This window comes from Ruegeria sp. BHSA191 (assembly GCF_059613325.1).
The window spans coordinates 24,151-40,098 of sequence record NZ_JBXWSH010000002.1 but is presented as its reverse complement, the minus strand read 5'-3'; the positions used below and the strand labels follow the sequence as shown (position 1 = coordinate 40,098).

The window sequence follows — 15,948 nt, the reverse complement described above, 5'->3', positions numbered from 1 at the left end:
TTGGAGAAAGAGATGCATCGTTTGCTGACTATGAGCTTTCTGACGCTGTTTGTTCCGCTCGCCGCGCCCGCTACGGCTGAGCAGATCGCTTGGGAGGATCTGATCGATCCGTCGGCGCAAACCTATGAGGATCCTTTTGAGGATTTAAACTATCAACAGATCGAATCCTTGCGGACGATCGTCCGAAACAGAGAGCTGCTGAACGACGCCACTCTCAGCGAGGCTCAGATGGCCGACGGTGCCGCAAAAATCAATGCGGCACTTAAGGAACTGTCTGAAGACGGGATTGATGCAGATTGGCTGATCGACCAACGCTGGATCGTTGCCGACCGGCGCAAGAAAGCAGCAACAGCGGCTAATCCGAAGCTTGATGGACAAATCGTTACATTGGCGGGTTACGCTATCCCAGCGCCTGTCGAAGCGGACGGGACCACTGTCGTCTACCTCGTTCCCGTACGCGGCATGTGTAGCCATACCCCACCGCCAAACGCCAATCAGATGATCCGGGCGCGAGTAGTTGACGACTGGAGCCCCAGCACTATGCACGAACCGGTGCGGCTGACAGGCAAACTGTCAATTGAAGAAACAAACCATACTTTCCGCATCGTAGACGGCAATGTGCCAATGACCTCCAGCTATGTTTTGGAGGTCTCGCAGACTGAAACGATGCGAGATCTGATGGCCAGCACGCCAACAACAAATGATTGGGCGGCATCGATTGCTGGTCGCATCCTAGCAGCGGGTCATCGCAAGACCGGCGGGGCAAAGGCGTCGGAATGATAAGACTTCTCGTTGTCGCATTGAGTGTTGCGGTTGCTGGCGCTGCCTCGGCGCAAGGACTGTCCGGGCCTTCTTCGGTCGAAGCTGATCTGGAGCCCGGAGATGGGCTGACCGACCCACAATATCGTTCCGATTTTCCGCGCAATATCGCGCCGGGCTGGTTTCAGTGGAAAGACCGGCTTGCTGAGGGTGGGTTCCGGTTCAACTTGGATTACCTGGCATTGGGCCAAACCACGAACGCTGATTTGGGAACTGGTGAAGCCGCAAGTGGAATCGCTCGTTTCTACGGCAGTTGGCAGGCAACTGAACGGGGTTCTCTGACATTCAAGATCGAAGACCGGCACAGCTATACCGATGTTGCCCCACAGTTTCTTGGGCTGGATGGCGGAGCGCTTTCGATCACAGGGACAGCCTTCAACGATAATGGTTTGTTGTTGACCAACCTGTTCTGGACACAAAGGGCCGAGAACGGTTCGTGGACGCTGCAAGTCGGGCAGATTGATGTAACCGACTTTGTGGATATTTACGGGTTGGTAAGCCCCTATAGTGGTTTCCAAAACCTGTCCTTCAACACCAACCCGACGATAAACACGCCCAACCAAGGCATTGGCATTGCCGGTGGGATAAAGCTGAGCGATAACCTGTACGCCGTCGCGAGCGTCTCAGACGCAAATGCCGACCCGTCTGATCCAAACTTTGATGTGTTCAGCGATGGAAATTTATTCAAATCACTCGAAATCGGCTACACTTCTGGCTTTGATCGTATCTACTTCGACAATATCCATCTGACACTCTGGCATGCGGATGCGGCGGATGATGGTAGCCGTCCAGAGGATTACGGCGCCGCGTTTTCCGCCGCATGGTTTGTTGACAATAAGTGGATGCCATTCTTTCGGGCTGGGGCTTCAAAAGGTACGGCAGCACTCTATGATCGGTCCATTTCTGCCGGTGTCGGCTATTACGGTCGCAATACCGATTTGGCAGGGCTGGGTCTGAACTGGGCTGAGGCAAGAGGCATAGACGGCGATCAGTTCACGCTTGAAGCATTCTATCGCTTTTCAATCTCACCCGGACTGCAGATCACACCGTCGATACAATTCATATCCAACCCGCTTCTGAACCCTGATCAGGATAACATTACATTGTTCGGTCTAAGAACCCGGATCGTTTTCTGATGCGGGCCGAAAGCAGTAACTGAAATCAAAGCAGTTATGGGAGTATTGTTAGGTGAATGTTCTCGGTGGACTGATGGAGGCAGGATGGGCGACTGAACAAGTATTCAAATCTTTCTTTGGTCCAGGATTATTAATTTAATTTTCAATACCTTAAGCTAAATTCGCCTCTGCGATATTCAGAAGTTATACACAAAGTGATGCATTTTGTTATAACCCATTGAAATTAAGTCTGGAAACTTGATTGAAAGTCCTCGTGTCGGTGGTTCGATTCCGCCCCCGGGTGCCATTTCAAGCCCATGAAATAAAACAGAAATCCGCCATTTTGAGCGCTGCGCTTCAGTGCTGGTATTGGTCAAAACGCGACTCGGGGCAACAAATCCACGTGGTGCATCTCGGGGCAACGCACGGGCAGACCTGTCTCGCCGAGACCTGGATCTGCTGTGCAATACCCGGTGACACCAGTATCGCCTCCTAAAGGTCGCGATGCACTGCCGGGTTTATTCCTCGATCTCGGTCGCGCGGAACACGGACGGGAGCGCCGCCTCGGCCTTCTCGGAAACGGCTCGCGGCATGTCGCTCTGATGGCCGTGCTTCTGGCAGTCTGGATAGCCAGTGGCGGCTAGAGGCCCATCGATCGACCCGGCTGTCTGACGTGAGCATTCACCGGACCAGGAACGGTGTGAACTCCATCCTCAGTTATCTCAAACATAGCGGTGGACCACTTCAGTGGAGGATCACCATGTGGAGCGCAGGACACTGGTTCAACCCCGTCAAGGAAGCAAGGTTGGGTCGCATCCGAAATATCCGTTCTGTCGGCAAAGGTCAGCCAGTTCAGCGGCAACCTCTTCGGCTTCGCCGCCTTGACCGTCTTCCTGCAAAACCCGAATCTCGGCACTCAACAGCCAGGCGACGAATGCTTCCATCTGCATTTCCCGTGCAAGGCCGAGGCTTTTGGCCAGGACAAGCCGCGCATTCGCGAAGTCTCTGTTTCGGGCCAGCACACGGGCGAGCGGCGCTGCTGCAAAGCAACTCAGAACATCGATCCCGGCTTCAATAGAAATCTTCAGTGCCGTGCGCAGCGCTTCGGTTGCGCGCGCGTCGTCTTCCAACTTCCAGCAACTGATCCCGCGCGCGATCAGGGCGAAGCTGCGGTCATACACCTTGCCTGTCTCGCCCGCGATTTCCAGCGCTTCGTGGATGTCGTCCTCGGCCTTGTCGAATTGGCCCATCATGCTCAGGGCGTTTGCCCGCGTTGCGATTCCCAGCACTGAAATCGATCCGGTCGTTCCGGTTTCGACGGTGCGGAACTCATTCTTGAAAAGACCGGCATGATGGTCGATCGCCGCTTTCGCGCTTTCGTAATCCCCGTGGAACCAGGCGGCCTGCGCCAAGGCAAAGGCCGCGTTGGCCTGCAGCCGGGCATCGCCCAGTTCGGTCGCGCTGTCCAGAGCGCGTTGCGAAATTCGGCGCGCGTCACGAATATCGAACAGGATCGTCGTCATGATCCCCTGATCGATCTGCGACGTGATCTTCGAGACCCTGTCCCCCGCGTCATCGCACAATTTCTCTGCCTCGTGCGAGATCTCGAGAATGCGGCGGAAATTACCGCTGGCCACCAGCGAGACGCGCAGGCCCCGGCGAACCCGCAATTCAAGCTCGTACACGTTCTGAGACCCGGTCTCGGCCTTCAGCCTGCCGACGCAACGCAGCGCGTTGTCGAAATACGAAACCGCCGCCTCGAACGAGAACAGTCGGCTGGCAAGCTCGCCGCAGCGCAGATAGGCTTCGGTTGCTTCCTGCCACAGCTCACCCTGATCGGCATGGCGGGCGATGGCCTGGGCGATTTCCAGATCATCGGTGTCTGCACCGGCGTGCAGGGCCTCAAAGATGGCCCGGTGCAGGCGCGATCGGCGCAGTCGCGGAATGCTGCGATAGCTGACTTTCTGCACCAGCGCGTGACTGAACCGGATCTGCTGGTTTTCCGCAGGGCCGTAGGTTTCCAGAAAACCGCCTTCGATCAGGGCCGTCAGCCGAGGCCGGGCTTCAAAGCCCAGTCGTTGAAGTGTCTCGGTCAGCGTACTCCATGTCCAGCGCAGACCGCCGACCGCGGCAACCTGCAGCGCCTTTTTGTTCTCACTGTCCAGCGTGTCGATCCTGGACGCGATGAGAGGCTGGACGCGGGCCGGTACTTCCAGATCGGCAAGGTTGCGGTGCAGGCTTTCGTTGCCTTGTGTCCGGTCCAGACGGTTTCGCAGATGGTGGGCGAATTCCTCGACGAACAACGGGGTGCGACCGCTCATGGTGTCGACGAAGTCGCGCAAGCGGCCGTCGTCGCCTCGTGGCCCCAACAGGCGCGAAATCAATTCCCGGCAGTCGTCCTCGCCGAGCGGGGGGACCGGAAGCAGCTGCAGCCTGCCTTTCTGATCGCTTGTGAAGGGCGTCGCGTTGCGCGAAGTGAGCACCACGAGAACCCGCAGGAAGGAGATGCTTGAAAGCAACTCCTGAACCACGTCCAATGTGCCCTGGTCCGCCCAGTGAAGATCCTCGAACAACAGAAGAAGCGGCTTCTCTTTCCGGGTCGACAGGATCATCCTGGACAGGATGTCGTTCAGCTTGCGGCGCCGGCGCGACGGGTCGCCGGCGGCCTGTTCGACTTCGGTCCGGGCGCGGCGAAAGATCGAAAACAGGGCCTGTTTGGTGTGTTTGTCCAGGAATCTGGTGTTGCCGATCCCCTTTGAAAGCTTCGCTTCCAACTCGGTGTCGGATTGGCAGTCGGACAGTTTCATGCGGGCGTTCAAGGCGCGGATGATTGGCAGATAGGCGGCCGTCTGATCCAGCGAGAAGCAATTGAACTCCCATAGGTCGAACGCCTCGGGCGCGATGTTTTCCACAAGTTCGTGGGTCAGGCGCGACTTTCCGACCCCCGCCGCGCCAAGCAGCAGGACCGAGTTGCCTTCACCCTGACAGGCCCTGGACCAGGCTTCGCGCAGCCGGGCCATTTCGGCCTCGCGCCCGACCAGGGGCGAGCGGTCGCGACTCGCCAGCGATGTCCACCGGGACCGTTGTTCGTTTCGGGCCTTGATCTCGAACAGTTTCAGCGTCTTGTTGCGTCCGTCGATCTGTAATTCGCCGGCAGGTTCATGGTCGAACAGGGTTCCGACGCTTTGGATGACCGTTTCCGAGACCGTCACCACGTTCTTGCGGGCTGCGGCCTCGATTTTGCTCGAGATGTTCATGACCGGCCCGAGAAAGGCCTGCTCGCGCCCCTGGGTGTGCTGCAGATCGCTGACCAGCAGTTCGCCGGCGTGGATTCCGATGCGGACGTCGGGGCTCTGATCTCCCTTCCCGGCGATCTGGCGGATGATCTCCTGCGCGCTGGCAATCGCCTTTGCGGCGTGGTCCTCGTCGGCCTGGGGCGAGCCGAAAACCGCCAGCGCGCCGTCCCCTGTGAACAGCGTGGTCGCGCCGTGCTTTTCGCAGATGGTCATGATCTGTTCGATCACCGGCCCCAGATGGCTGACCGCATCTTCGGGGTCCAGATCGCCGATGATCATGGTCGAACGCACGATGTCAGCAAAAAGAACCGAACACATTCGGCGCTCGGTCGGCTCGATCTGTACTCGACTCCGCATTCTCGAAGGCTCCCCCGGTCGGACGTGAGTATGTCTGGTCCGCCCGGATTAATCCAGCCCGATCCGTACGGCCGACCTTACATCAGCGGCGCAGTCGCCTCTGGGATCGGAGGAGGGCGCATGGTGCTTAATCATTGAATTTTCTCCAATAACACTATACGAGTTGCCCATGGTTTTAAGAAATTGGGGACAGAAATGACCGATCACCATACTCGCGGACTGACTTTGGAAGACGTCCAGACCATCATCGGGCGCGGGGTGCTGGACGAGGCGTTTCGCAACGCGTTCATCAAGAACCCCGAAGAGGTCGTGGACCGTCTTGGTATCACGCTGGATCAGGACGATCACGCGCGCAAGCTTCTGGGCGCCATCAGTTCGGTCTTTGCCGGAGAATCGGATCTGAAGACCGCGATGCAGGACATCAAGGCGGCCTACGAACAGACATCCGACGGTGTGCTTCGCCCCCGCTGCGCGTAATCCCGCATGAGCGAGACGCCGCCGGGTCGTGTGACGTCGCAACCTGCGGCGCTTCATCGTCTGTGCCTGGTGTCGATGCCGTTTTCGTCGCTGCAGCATCCCGCGCTGGGGATATCGCTGCTGGCGACCATGGCCAGGGACGCCGGGGTCGCGACCACGGAAAAATACTTCAGCTTCGACTTTGCCGAAACCATCGGCCTTGACGACTATTTCCTGCTGTCGGACGGCAAGGTCTATCAGGCCCTCTTGGGAGAGTGGTTGTTCAGTGATCTGGTCTATCCGCGCCCCGAGCCGGATGCGATGGCCTATCTGCTGGATGTCCTGGGCGACCATGTCGAGGGGGTCGAGTGGCTGACCTATGTGCAAAGCGCGTTGGCAGCCAGAAAACTGACGCGGGATTTTGTGGAGCGGTGCGCCGACGAGGTGATGGCATGCGCTCCGACCGTGGTCGGGATCACATCGTCGTTCCAGCAGGTGATGGCGTCGGTCGCGCTTGTGCGAGCCCTCAGAAAACGATCCGACGACCTGGTGATCGTCATGGGGGGTGCCAATTGCGAGGGGCCGCTGGGCAAGGCGCTTTTGCGGGCACACCCCGAACTGGATGCCGTGTGCCAGGGCGAAGGCGAGCAAGCCTTTGCTGAATTTCTCAACGAGGTGCGAACCCGGCGCGACCTGCCCGCCGTTCGCGGGATGTTGACGCGCTCGGACCTGCGGTATGACCGCCCCGGGCAGCCGCCACTTCTGACGGCAAATCTCGATGCCTTGCCGATCCCGGATTTCAGCGCGTTCTTCGATCGGTTCGAACAGACACCGGGATTGTCCGACATCCTGACGCCTTCGGCCACGATCGAGACGTCACGCGGGTGCTGGTGGGGCGCCAAGCACCATTGCACGTTCTGCGGCCTGAACGGTCAGACGATGGCGTATCGCAGCAAGTCCCCGGACCGGGCGCTTGCCGAGTTCCGCCACCTCGCCGACCTGTACGGGCCCGACATCGTGGTCGTCGACAACATTCTGGACCATCGCTACCTCAGGACGCTGATCCCGCGGCTTGCGCGCGACGAACGCCCGTTTCTGATGCATTACGAGGTGAAGTCGAACCTGTCCCCGTCAGTGATAGCAGCCTTGGCCGATGCCGGCATACGCAAGGTCCAGCCGGGGATCGAGACGTTTGACACGGCAACCCTGATGCACATGAAAAAGGGCGTTTCCGGGATTCAGAACATCCAGACGCTCAAGCTGTGCGCCGAGGCGGGCGTGTTCGTCGAATGGTGCTTTCTGTACGGCTTTCCCTGCGAGACCGCCGAGACTTTCCACAACCTGTCCCGTCTAATCCCGTTGCTTGCGCACCTGCAGCCGCCGGGCTCGGTCGGGCCGGTGCGGGCGGATCGTTTTAGCCCCTATTTCGAACGCCCCGAAGCCTTTGGCATCAAGGTCGCGCCGGCAAAGCCCTATGCGCATGTCTATGCGGTTCCGGCCGAAGATTTGTGGGATCATGCCTATCATTTCGACATTCTCGAGGACGGTTCAGCCCCGGCAGATCAGCGCGCGCAGCCGGTGCTGCACAGCCTGAAGGATTGGCAGGCCAGCGCGGCGGCGCTTTATTTCGATGGCGATCGTGTCGTGGATTCCCGTCGTCCCGAACGCCCGGTCACCCATACCCTGTCCGAGGTCGAACGATCCATTCTGGACCTGTGCCCGACGATCATGGGGGTCGATCTGTTGCACAAGCGGTTGATGGGCAGGTACGACGCCAAAGCCGTCGAGCAGGCCCTTGAACGGTTACAGCGCGCCGGGCTGATCCATGCCGAGGGCAGTTCGGTATTGTGTCTGGTTCTCAGAACGCCGGGCTTTTCGCGTGCGCCGGACTGGGCAGATATTCGCGCAACGCCCCAACACGCCTTCGCCGCACAACGACCGCAGGAATTCGCGCCCGAGAGCCGCTCGGCACCAGCGCCCGGTCCGACGGTCCCGCAGCACGGCTAAGGCAGGGTTGCCCGACGAATGCCCGCCCCCGCAGCGCATCTGCCGCAGGGGCGGTGCTCCGGTCAGTTTCCGTTCAACAGGGTCAGGAGGGCTTGGGCGGCCCCCACGGACGAGGCCGGGTTCTGGCCCGTGACGAGGCGCCCGTCGCTCACCGTCAACGGGCCCCAATCGTCGGCTTTTTCGTAATGCCCGCCATTGGCCTTCAACATGTCCTCGACCAGGAAGGGTACGATGTCGGTCAGTCCCACGGCCGCCTCTTCGGAATTCGAGAACCCGGTGACGCGGCGTCCCGAGACCAGCGGCTTTCCGTCTTGGGCGGTGGTGTGCCTGAAGACCGCAGGCGCGTGGCAGACGGCGCCGACCGGGCGATCCGTCGCGAAGAAGGTTTCGATCAGGCGCTTGCTGTCCGCGTCTTCGGCCAAGTCCCACAGCGGGCCGTGGCCGCCCGGATAGAAGATTGCGTCAAAGCCTTCGGCGTCGATTTCCGACAGGCGCGGGGTCGATGCCAGCTGGGCCTGCGCGTCCGTGTCTGCCGCAAAACGCCGGGTGGCATCGGTCTGCGCGGCGTCTTCGTCGCTGGCCGGGTCGATGGGCGGTTGCCCGCCCTTGGGCGAGGCCAACACGATCTCGGCCCCGGCATCCTTGAACACGTAATAGGGGGCCGCGAACTCTTCCAGCCAAAAGCCGGTCTTGCGGCCCGTGTCGCCGAGTTGGTCATGAGACGTCAGAACCATGAGGATCTTCATTGCTTTTCCTTTCGTTTGGCTTGTCTGAAGCTGTCAGTCTTGCGCAACGCGGATCACGCGTTTGCCGAAATTCTCGCCCCGCAGCAGGCCGATCAGCGCCTTGGGGGCGTTTTCCAGCCCGTCGATCATTTCTTCGCGGTACTTGACGCGGCCGGAATTGACCCAGTCACCCATCTGCGCCGCGAAGTCCGGGTAGAGGTGGCCGAAATCCTCGAAGATGATGAACCCCTGCACAGTGATCCGCTTGCGCAGGACCTGACCCAGAAACCAGTTCATCCGGTCCGGCCCTTCGGGCAGCGCGGTGGCGTTGTACTGCGATACCAGCCCGCACACAGGGATGCGGCTTTTGGGGTTGAGGTTCGGGATCACCGCGTCCAGCACCTGGCCGCCGACATTCTCGAAATAGATGTCGATGCCGTCCGGAACGGCCTGGCCGAGCTGCTCGGCGAAATCAGGGGCCTTGTGGTCGATGCAAGCGTCGAAACCCAGCTCGTCCACCGCATGGGCGCATTTCTCGGGGCCACCGGCCACACCGACGACGCGGCAGCCCAGAATCTTGCCGATCTGGCCGACCGTGGCCCCGACCGGCCCGGTCGCCGCGGCGACCACGATGGTCTCACCGGGTTTCGGCGCGCCGATCTGCGTCAGGCCGGCCCAGGCCGTAAAGCCCGGCATGCCGAGCACCCCAAGCGCCCAGGACGGATGCGAGGGCGCCTGGCCGAGGTTCAGCACGCCCTCGCCGTCCGACAGAGCATAGTCCTGCCAGCCATTGAAGCTGAGCACCCAGTCACCTTCGGAAAACCCGTCGATCTTCGAGGAGACCACGCGCGCCACGGTGCCGCCCACCATGACCCCGCCGATCTCGACCGGCGGTGCATAGGAGGGGGCGTCGCTCATGCGTCCGCGCATATAGGGGTCCAGCGACAGGTAAACCGTGCGCAGCAGCATCTGCCCCTCGGCCGGTTCGGGGATATCCGTTTCGACCATGCGCAGCGTATTGGTGTCGGGTTCGCCCTTGGGGCGCTCGGCCAGAACGATCTGGCGGTTCCTGGTGTCAGACATGTCGTGTCGGTCCTGTGGATTGCGTTGAGTGCGTGATCACGCGTTGGTATCGACATGCAGGCGCACGTCGATATTTCCGCGTGTGGCGCGGGAATATGGGCAGACCTGATGCGTCGCCTCGACCAGCTTGCGGGCGCCTTCATCGGACAGCCCGGGCAGATGCGCGGTGATGTCGAGGTCCAGCCCATAGCCACCATCCGACCGCTGCCCCAAACTGACCGCCACCGTGGTGCTGGTGCCGGTTGCATCCAGCCCCAGCGATTTCGCCATCAAATCCATGGCGCTGTCGAAACAGGCGGCATAGCCAAGGGCAAAAAGCTGTTCGGGGTTGTGGCCGTCGGCCTGAGAACCCGGACGCACCATCGGAATCGACAACGAGCCGTCATCCAGCGCGGTCACCCCCGACCGGCCACCGGTGGCCGTTGCTGATGTTTTGTAGAGAATTTTCATGGGCAGGCTCCTGTTTTCGGCTTTCTAATAGACCGGTCGTCTAGTATATGGTCAAAATTTTTTACATGGGGCGTATCGCGGATGCGGTTGATTTCATGGCCGATTCCAGCGGCTCGACCGATCCGGAGAGGCCAGCGACCAGGCTGGCGCCGAGCCACTGGTGATAGATCGCACGCGCAGTCATTGCCGGGTCCTCGAGCCGGGCCACCGAACCTTCGGCGATGCCGTCGCGCAGGGTCTGGGTCAGGGCCTCGACGATGCCGTCCACGGCGTTTTGCAGAACACCGCTCATGCTGTCTGACAGGTCCGAAACCTCGGCCGCAAGCTTGACGACCAGGCAGCGCTCTTCGGGGTTTTGCCCGGTCTGTTTGCGGATCCAGCCCTGGAAATAGGCAAGGAATCGATCATGCGCGTTCAGCGAGGGGTTGTTCAGCGTGTCCGCCAGCCCTTGTCGGTAATCGTCGGCAAAACTTTCTAGAAGCGCGCAGCCATAATCCTCTTTCGAGGCGAAGTAATGGTAGAACGAGCCCTTGGGGACTCCGGCCTCTTTCAGTAGGTCGCTCAGGCCGACGCCGACAAACCCACGCTCGGCGGTCAGCCGGCGGCCAACGGCCAGAATTTGTTTCCGGGTATCCTTGCGTTGCGTGCTCATGGGTCACGAGATGGCAGTTAATAGACCGGTCGTCTAGTGGTAGTGATGGATAAAAATCCAGATGACGTAACGTCGGGTCATCGCCCACGAAGAAAGCGCACGGATTTCGAAGCCTTACAGTTCCTTCCGCGCCCGCAGCGCTGCGGTGATCGTCCCGTCATCCAGATAATCCAACTCGCCCCCGATCGGCACGCCCTGCGCCAGCGAGGTTAGGCGGACCTGTCCTTCCAGCTGATCTGCGATGTAATGGGCCGTGGTCTGCCCGTCGACGGTGGCGTTCAGGGCCAGGATCACTTCGGTGATGTTTTCGGCAGTCACCCGGTCGCGCAGGCGGGGGATGCGCAGGTCATCCGGGCCGACGCCGTCCAGTGCCGAGAGCGTTCCGCCCAGCACATGGTAGCGGCCTTTGAATACCCCTGCGCGTTCCATCGCCCACAGGTCGGCCACGTCTTCGACCACGCACAGCTCTCCGGTGGCGCGGTCTTCGGAATTGCAGATGTCGCAGATGTCGGTGGTGCCCACGTTGCCGCAGTTCAGGCATTCGCGCGCGGTGGCGGCGACCTGCTGCATGGCGTCCGACAACGGCGTCAGCAGCAGGGTGCGTTTGCGGATCAGGTGCAGCACCGCCCGCCGGGCCGAGCGCGGCCCCAGCCCCGGCAGCTTGGCCATCAGGTCGATCAGGGCGTCGATGTCACTGTTCGAACTCATGGCCTGTCCTGCGTGGCTTTGGCGGCGGGGGTTTGAGGGGCGAAGATTAGAACGGCAGCTTGATGTCCGCCGGCAGACCCATGCTTTCGGTCAGCTTGGTCATTTCTTCCTGCGACCGCTCGGCCGCCTTGGTCTGCGCGTCCTTGATGGCGGCCAGGATCAGGTCCTCGACCACTTCCTTGTCGTCGCTGTTGAAGATCGACGGGTCGATGTCCAGACCTTTCAGCTCGCCTTTGGCCGAGGCCGTGGCCTTGACCAAGCCCGCGCCGGATTCGCCGACGACCATGATGGTGTTCAGATCTTCCTGCATCTGCGCCATCTTGGTCTGCAGTTCCTGCGCGGATTTCATCATCTTGGCCATGTCGCCCAGACCGCCGAGTCCTTTGAGCATCTGTATGTCTCCTGTCATTCGAATTGCGGCCTAAATACGGGCCGTCTGCGTCCTTCACAAGGGCAGCGCGCCTTCTGCGCGGGTGATTAGTCTTCCTCGAATGGATCCCATTCGTCCTCGACCTCGGGCAGGGCTTCGGTTTCGACCTTGGCCGCGCGGTCCTGAGGGGTTTCGATCCGGGTGATGCGGGCCTTGGGGAATTGTGTCAGAACCGCCTGAACCAAAGGGTGTTCTTCGGCCTTGGCCTTCAGCGCCAGCTCGGCCGCGTCGCGCAGTTCGGCGATTGTGGGGGCGTCCCCGTCCGAGACGATCGAGACCGCCCAGCGATTGCCGGTCCAGCGCTGCAGAGCGGACCCGAGCCGCGCGGCCAGGTCGGTGGGGGCCTTTTCGGTGGGCGTGAACTCGATCCGTCCCGGCTGGTACGAGACGAGGCGGACGCCGTTTTCGACCTCGACCAGCAGTTTTACGTCGCGGTTGGCGCGGATCAGTTCGACCACATGCTCGAAAGTTGGATAACGCGCCAGCGCGGTCTGCACGTCCTGGGCCAACGCCGCCGTCGGCGCGCCGCCCACGCCACGCGGGGCTGGCGCATGGGCCGAGGCCGTCGCGGTCACGGGCGGGGCGCTGTTTCCGGCGTCCGGAACGCCGCCCCCCGGCCCGCCGACGGGCGGTGGAGGGCTGTCCTGAAGGCGCTTGATCAACTCTTCCGGGCTGGGCAGATCGGCCACATGGGTCAGGCGGATCACCGCCATTTCCGCGGCCATCATCGCGTTGGGGGCGGCCGAGACTTCCTCGAGCGCCTTCAGCAGCATCTGCCACATCCGGGTCAGCACCCGCATCGGCAACGCCTCGGCCATCTGCTGTCCGCGGGTGCGCTCATCGGGTGAGACGGTCGGATCTTCTGCCGCGTCAGGGGTGATCTTCACCACCGAGACCCAATGGGTGATTTCGGCCAGATCGCGCAGCACTGCCAGCGGGTCGGCGCCCTCGGCATATTGCGCACCCAGTTCGGTCAGGGCCCCGGCCGCATCGCCACGCAGGATCATGTCCATCAGGTCAAGAACGCGGCCCCGGTCGGCCAGCCCCAGCATCGCGCGCACCTGGTCGGCGGTGGTTTCGCCGGCGCCATGGCTGATCGCCTGATCCAGCAGCGAGGTCGCATCCCGGGCCGAGCCTTCGGCGGCGCGGGTGATCAAGGCCAGCGCGTCATCCGAGATTTCCGCGCCCTCGGCGGTGGCGATCTTGCGCAGCAGGCCGATCATCACTTCGGGCTCGATCCGACGCAGGTCGAACCGTTGGCAGCGCGACAGCACGGTGACCGGAACCTTGCGGATCTCTGTCGTGGCAAAGATGAACTTCACATGCCCGGGTGGCTCTTCCAGCGTTTTCAGCAGCGCGTTGAAGGCGCTGGTCGACAGCATGTGGACTTCGTCGATGATATAGATCTTGTACCGCGCGCTGGCGGCGCGATAGCGCACGCTGTCGATGATCTCGCGGATGTCGTTCACGCCGGTGCGGCTGGCGGCGTCCATTTCCAGCACGTCCACATGGCGACCTTCCATGATGGCCACGCAATGCTCGCACTGGCCGCAGGGTTCGGTCGTTGGTCCGCCATTGCCGTCGGGGCCGATACAGTTCATGCCCTTGGCGATGATCCGGGCCGTGGTTGTCTTGCCGGTGCCACGGATGCCGGTCATGATGAAGGCCTGCGCGATCCGATCCGCCTCGAACGCGTTTTTCAGCGTGCGCACCATGGCATCCTGACCGACCAGGTCGGCAAAGGTTTCCGGGCGGTATTTTCGGGCGAGAACCTGATAGGCGGGGCTGGACTGTGTGGTCATGTCTGCTCTGACGGATTCGTACTGACGATGCAGGGTAGAGTTCCCGGTGCCCCGCGTCCACAGCGCCGGTGCAGGTTTTTCGCTTTGGCGGTGGCGCTGGTTGGGCCATACTGGACCAATAGTTTCAGTGATGCGTTTCCCGAGGGGTGGTTTCGATGTCCAATCTGGTTGTTCATGCCCTGCAGGTCGGGGGCGGTTCGCTTGCCCTGACCTCGATACCCGGCGGAGGCGGCGACTACCGCGGCGACCTGGACCTGATCGGGGGCTGGGCGCCGGGTCTTGTGATCTCGATGACGACCCTGGCCGAGATGGTCGCCGTGGGGGCGGGAGATTTCGGATCGGACATCCAAGGGCGTGCTAGCCGCTGGGCGCATATGCCGGTCGCCGATTTTTCGGCGCCGGGGGATGACTTTGACGGCCAGTGGCCGCCAGTCAGCGCCGCCGCCCGCCATGCGCTGAGCGGCGGCGGGCGAGTTCTGGTGCATTGCCGGGGGGGCTGTGGACGATCCGGCATGGCCTTTCTGCGCCTGATGATCGAATGTGGCGAAGCCCCGGAACCGGCGCTCAAACGCCTGCGGGCCGTTCGCCCCTGCGCCGTGGAAACCGAGGCGCAGTTGCTCTGGGCCGTGGCGCCGGCTCGGGTTGCTACCCCGGACTGACCGTCAGATGACTGCCGGCAAGGCGTGTTCCGCCAGGGTGGTGGGATCCAGCGCGACCGCCTGCAGCATCGCGCAGGGTGACGTGTCCAGCCCCTGCGCGAGGCAGGCATCGGCCTGATCATTGAACATCAGGTCGGCATAGGCGTCCAAGCTTTGCGTATCTGCCCCTTCGCGTGCGCCGCAATACACCCGGATCAGGTCGGCGCGAGCGTCAAAGCGGGCCATGCAGCCCGGCGTGCAATGGGTCAGTTCGCTGCTGCCTTCCACCCGGAAATCGGGCGAGGTTGCCGCGTCGGCCGCCGCGACCGCCTGCGCGACCGACCGGGCCAGATGCGTCAGCGCCGGGCAGGTACTGCCCGTGCGTTGGCAGACGGTTGCGGAAAATTCGTGCGTGTTGGTCTTCCAGATCATGATGCGCCCTCCGCGCGCTGGGCGGGGCGGACCGGGGCGGACAGCCGATTTCACGGCCAGACCCTGCCCGGACACCCCGTCCGAGTTTCGGTTTCACGTTTGATGGCAGGTCTCCTGACTTGCGGGTCGTTGCTTTGCCGACCTTCCCAACCTTGCGGTCAGTGGTATCTCGGCATCGCTCTCCGCCTACAGTTGCGGGGGCAGTCCCGGCATTGGCCCGTTCCGATTGTCCCGGGGGGGGCCGCACCGTGTTCCCTTTTCATCCCGGCTGAAGGCGCGGGAACCATCACCCAATCGCTAGCGGTCAGGGTCGGGCCGAGTCAAGCCGCATTCAGTCGCGCGGCTGGAACCGGTCCCACGGGACATGCTCGGGCAACCGGCGCAGCACATTCGAATCCCGACGCGCGCGCGCCAGTTGCCAGCCGCCCTGCATCATGATGAACAGGGTGTCGGCCGCCATGTCAGGATGCGCGACGCCGAACCGTTCCGCGTGGCCGCGCACCTCGTCGATCCAGCTTTCGTACAGCCGGTCGGCATGGTCGCGGAAGGCCCGGTTGTCGGGGCTTTCGAACAGGGTGGCGGCGATCGGGCAGGTCTCCCATTGCGGCGAGGTGTCGAACAGTTTCGCGATCTTGTGGCAAAGGGTGGTGACCCCTGCGCGGAAATCCTGCGCGTCGTTGAACGCCGCCGCGATCATGTCGCGCATCCCGTCCGAAGCCCAGCTGGCCGCAGCGAGGGCAAGATCCTGCTTTCCCTTTGGAAAATGGTGGTACAGCGAGCCTTTGGGCGCCCGGGCCTCGGTCAGGATCTCGGTCAGGCCGACACCGTTGTAGCCCGAGCGCTGGAACAGCCGGGCGGCGGTCTGGGTCAGGCGATCGCGGGTGTTTTGCGGACGTCGGGTCATCTTGCACGCATCTTGACAGGGCTGGACCGATCGGTCCAGATGCAATGATTAGACCAATCGGTCCAGAGCGCTTG

General features: G+C 61.9%; 15 protein-coding genes and 1 riboswitch. Of the genes, 5 read left to right on the top strand and 10 right to left on the bottom strand.

Annotated elements, in window-relative coordinates:
- The first annotated feature begins 12 nt into the window (after positions 1-12).
- Positions 13-780: a DUF3299 domain-containing protein gene (locus AC2FNS_RS02075; RefSeq protein ID WP_496710714.1), complete on the top strand. Its 768-nt coding sequence runs from the start codon at positions 13-15 to the stop codon at positions 778-780.
- Positions 777-1,955: a carbohydrate porin gene (locus tag AC2FNS_RS02070; RefSeq protein WP_496710713.1), complete on the top strand. Its 1,179-nt coding sequence runs from the start codon at positions 777-779 to the stop codon at positions 1,953-1,955. Before AC2FNS_RS02075 ends, AC2FNS_RS02070 begins: the two co-directional genes overlap by 4 nt.
- Before the next feature lie 770 nt (positions 1,956-2,725).
- Here AC2FNS_RS02070 and AC2FNS_RS02065 read toward each other — a convergent pair.
- The gene (locus tag AC2FNS_RS02065; protein WP_496710712.1) at positions 2,726-5,587 is read right to left on the bottom strand and encodes an ATP-binding protein; all 2,862 of its coding nucleotides are present in this window, start codon (positions 5,585-5,587) and stop codon (positions 2,726-2,728) included.
- 195 nt (positions 5,588-5,782) lie between these two features.
- On the opposite strand from AC2FNS_RS02065, the gene AC2FNS_RS02060 reads away from it, so the two are divergent.
- Both AC2FNS_RS02060 and AC2FNS_RS02055 read left to right on the top strand, forming a co-directional pair.
- Complete coding sequence (locus tag AC2FNS_RS02060) at positions 5,783-6,064, top strand: Os1348 family NHLP clan protein (protein WP_149776248.1); 282 nt, start codon at positions 5,783-5,785, stop codon at positions 6,062-6,064.
- 6 nt (positions 6,065-6,070) lie between these two features.
- Positions 6,071-8,050, top strand: a complete 1,980-nt coding sequence (locus AC2FNS_RS02055; protein ID WP_496710711.1) for a RiPP maturation radical SAM C-methyltransferase — start codon at positions 6,071-6,073, stop codon at positions 8,048-8,050.
- A 62-nt stretch (positions 8,051-8,112) separates the two neighbouring features.
- Here AC2FNS_RS02055 and AC2FNS_RS02050 read toward each other — a convergent pair whose 3' ends face one another.
- The 7 genes from AC2FNS_RS02050 to AC2FNS_RS02020 form a co-directional block, all read right to left on the bottom strand.
- On the bottom strand, positions 8,113-8,796 hold the full coding sequence (locus AC2FNS_RS02050) for a type 1 glutamine amidotransferase domain-containing protein (RefSeq protein ID WP_496803762.1): 684 nt from the start codon (positions 8,794-8,796) through the stop codon (positions 8,113-8,115).
- Between the two features lie 33 nt (positions 8,797-8,829).
- A complete protein-coding gene (gene curA, locus AC2FNS_RS02045) occupies positions 8,830-9,858 on the bottom strand; it encodes an NADPH-dependent curcumin/dihydrocurcumin reductase (RefSeq protein ID WP_496710709.1) in 1,029 nt (342 codons plus the stop codon).
- Positions 9,859-9,894: 36 nt separating this feature from the next.
- Entirely contained in the window at positions 9,895-10,308 is a 414-nt protein-coding gene (locus AC2FNS_RS02040; RefSeq protein ID WP_496710708.1) for an organic hydroperoxide resistance protein, read from the bottom strand.
- A 61-nt stretch (positions 10,309-10,369) separates the two neighbouring features.
- Complete coding sequence (locus AC2FNS_RS02035) at positions 10,370-10,960, bottom strand: TetR/AcrR family transcriptional regulator (RefSeq protein ID WP_496710707.1); 591 nt, start codon at positions 10,958-10,960, stop codon at positions 10,370-10,372.
- 114 nt (positions 10,961-11,074) lie between these two features.
- Entirely contained in the window at positions 11,075-11,668 is a 594-nt protein-coding gene (recR, locus tag AC2FNS_RS02030) for a recombination mediator RecR (RefSeq protein WP_496710706.1), read from the bottom strand.
- Between the two features lie 46 nt (positions 11,669-11,714).
- A complete protein-coding gene (locus tag AC2FNS_RS02025) occupies positions 11,715-12,059 on the bottom strand; it encodes a YbaB/EbfC family nucleoid-associated protein (protein WP_170360889.1) in 345 nt (114 codons plus the stop codon).
- A gap of 86 nt (positions 12,060-12,145) precedes the next feature.
- The gene (locus AC2FNS_RS02020; protein WP_496710705.1) at positions 12,146-13,900 is read right to left on the bottom strand and encodes a DNA polymerase III subunit gamma/tau; all 1,755 of its coding nucleotides are present in this window, start codon (positions 13,898-13,900) and stop codon (positions 12,146-12,148) included.
- 155 nt (positions 13,901-14,055) lie between these two features.
- Between AC2FNS_RS02020 and AC2FNS_RS02015 the strand changes: the two genes are divergently transcribed.
- Positions 14,056-14,559 carry a protein-tyrosine phosphatase family protein gene (locus AC2FNS_RS02015; RefSeq protein ID WP_496710704.1) on the top strand — a complete coding sequence of 168 codons (504 nt, stop codon included), beginning with the start codon at positions 14,056-14,058 and terminating at the stop codon, positions 14,557-14,559.
- Between the two features lie 3 nt (positions 14,560-14,562).
- Here AC2FNS_RS02015 and AC2FNS_RS02010 read toward each other — a convergent pair whose 3' ends face one another.
- Positions 14,563-14,970 carry a hypothetical protein gene (locus tag AC2FNS_RS02010; RefSeq protein WP_496710703.1) on the bottom strand — a complete coding sequence of 136 codons (408 nt, stop codon included), beginning with the start codon at positions 14,968-14,970 and terminating at the stop codon, positions 14,563-14,565.
- Positions 14,971-15,057: 87 nt separating this feature from the next.
- Positions 15,058-15,273: riboswitch (cobalamin riboswitch) on the bottom strand.
- Positions 15,274-15,301: 28 nt separating this feature from the next.
- Positions 15,302-15,874 carry a TetR/AcrR family transcriptional regulator gene (locus tag AC2FNS_RS02005; protein ID WP_496710702.1) on the bottom strand — a complete coding sequence of 191 codons (573 nt, stop codon included), beginning with the start codon at positions 15,872-15,874 and terminating at the stop codon, positions 15,302-15,304.
- Positions 15,875-15,948 lie beyond the last annotated feature (74 nt).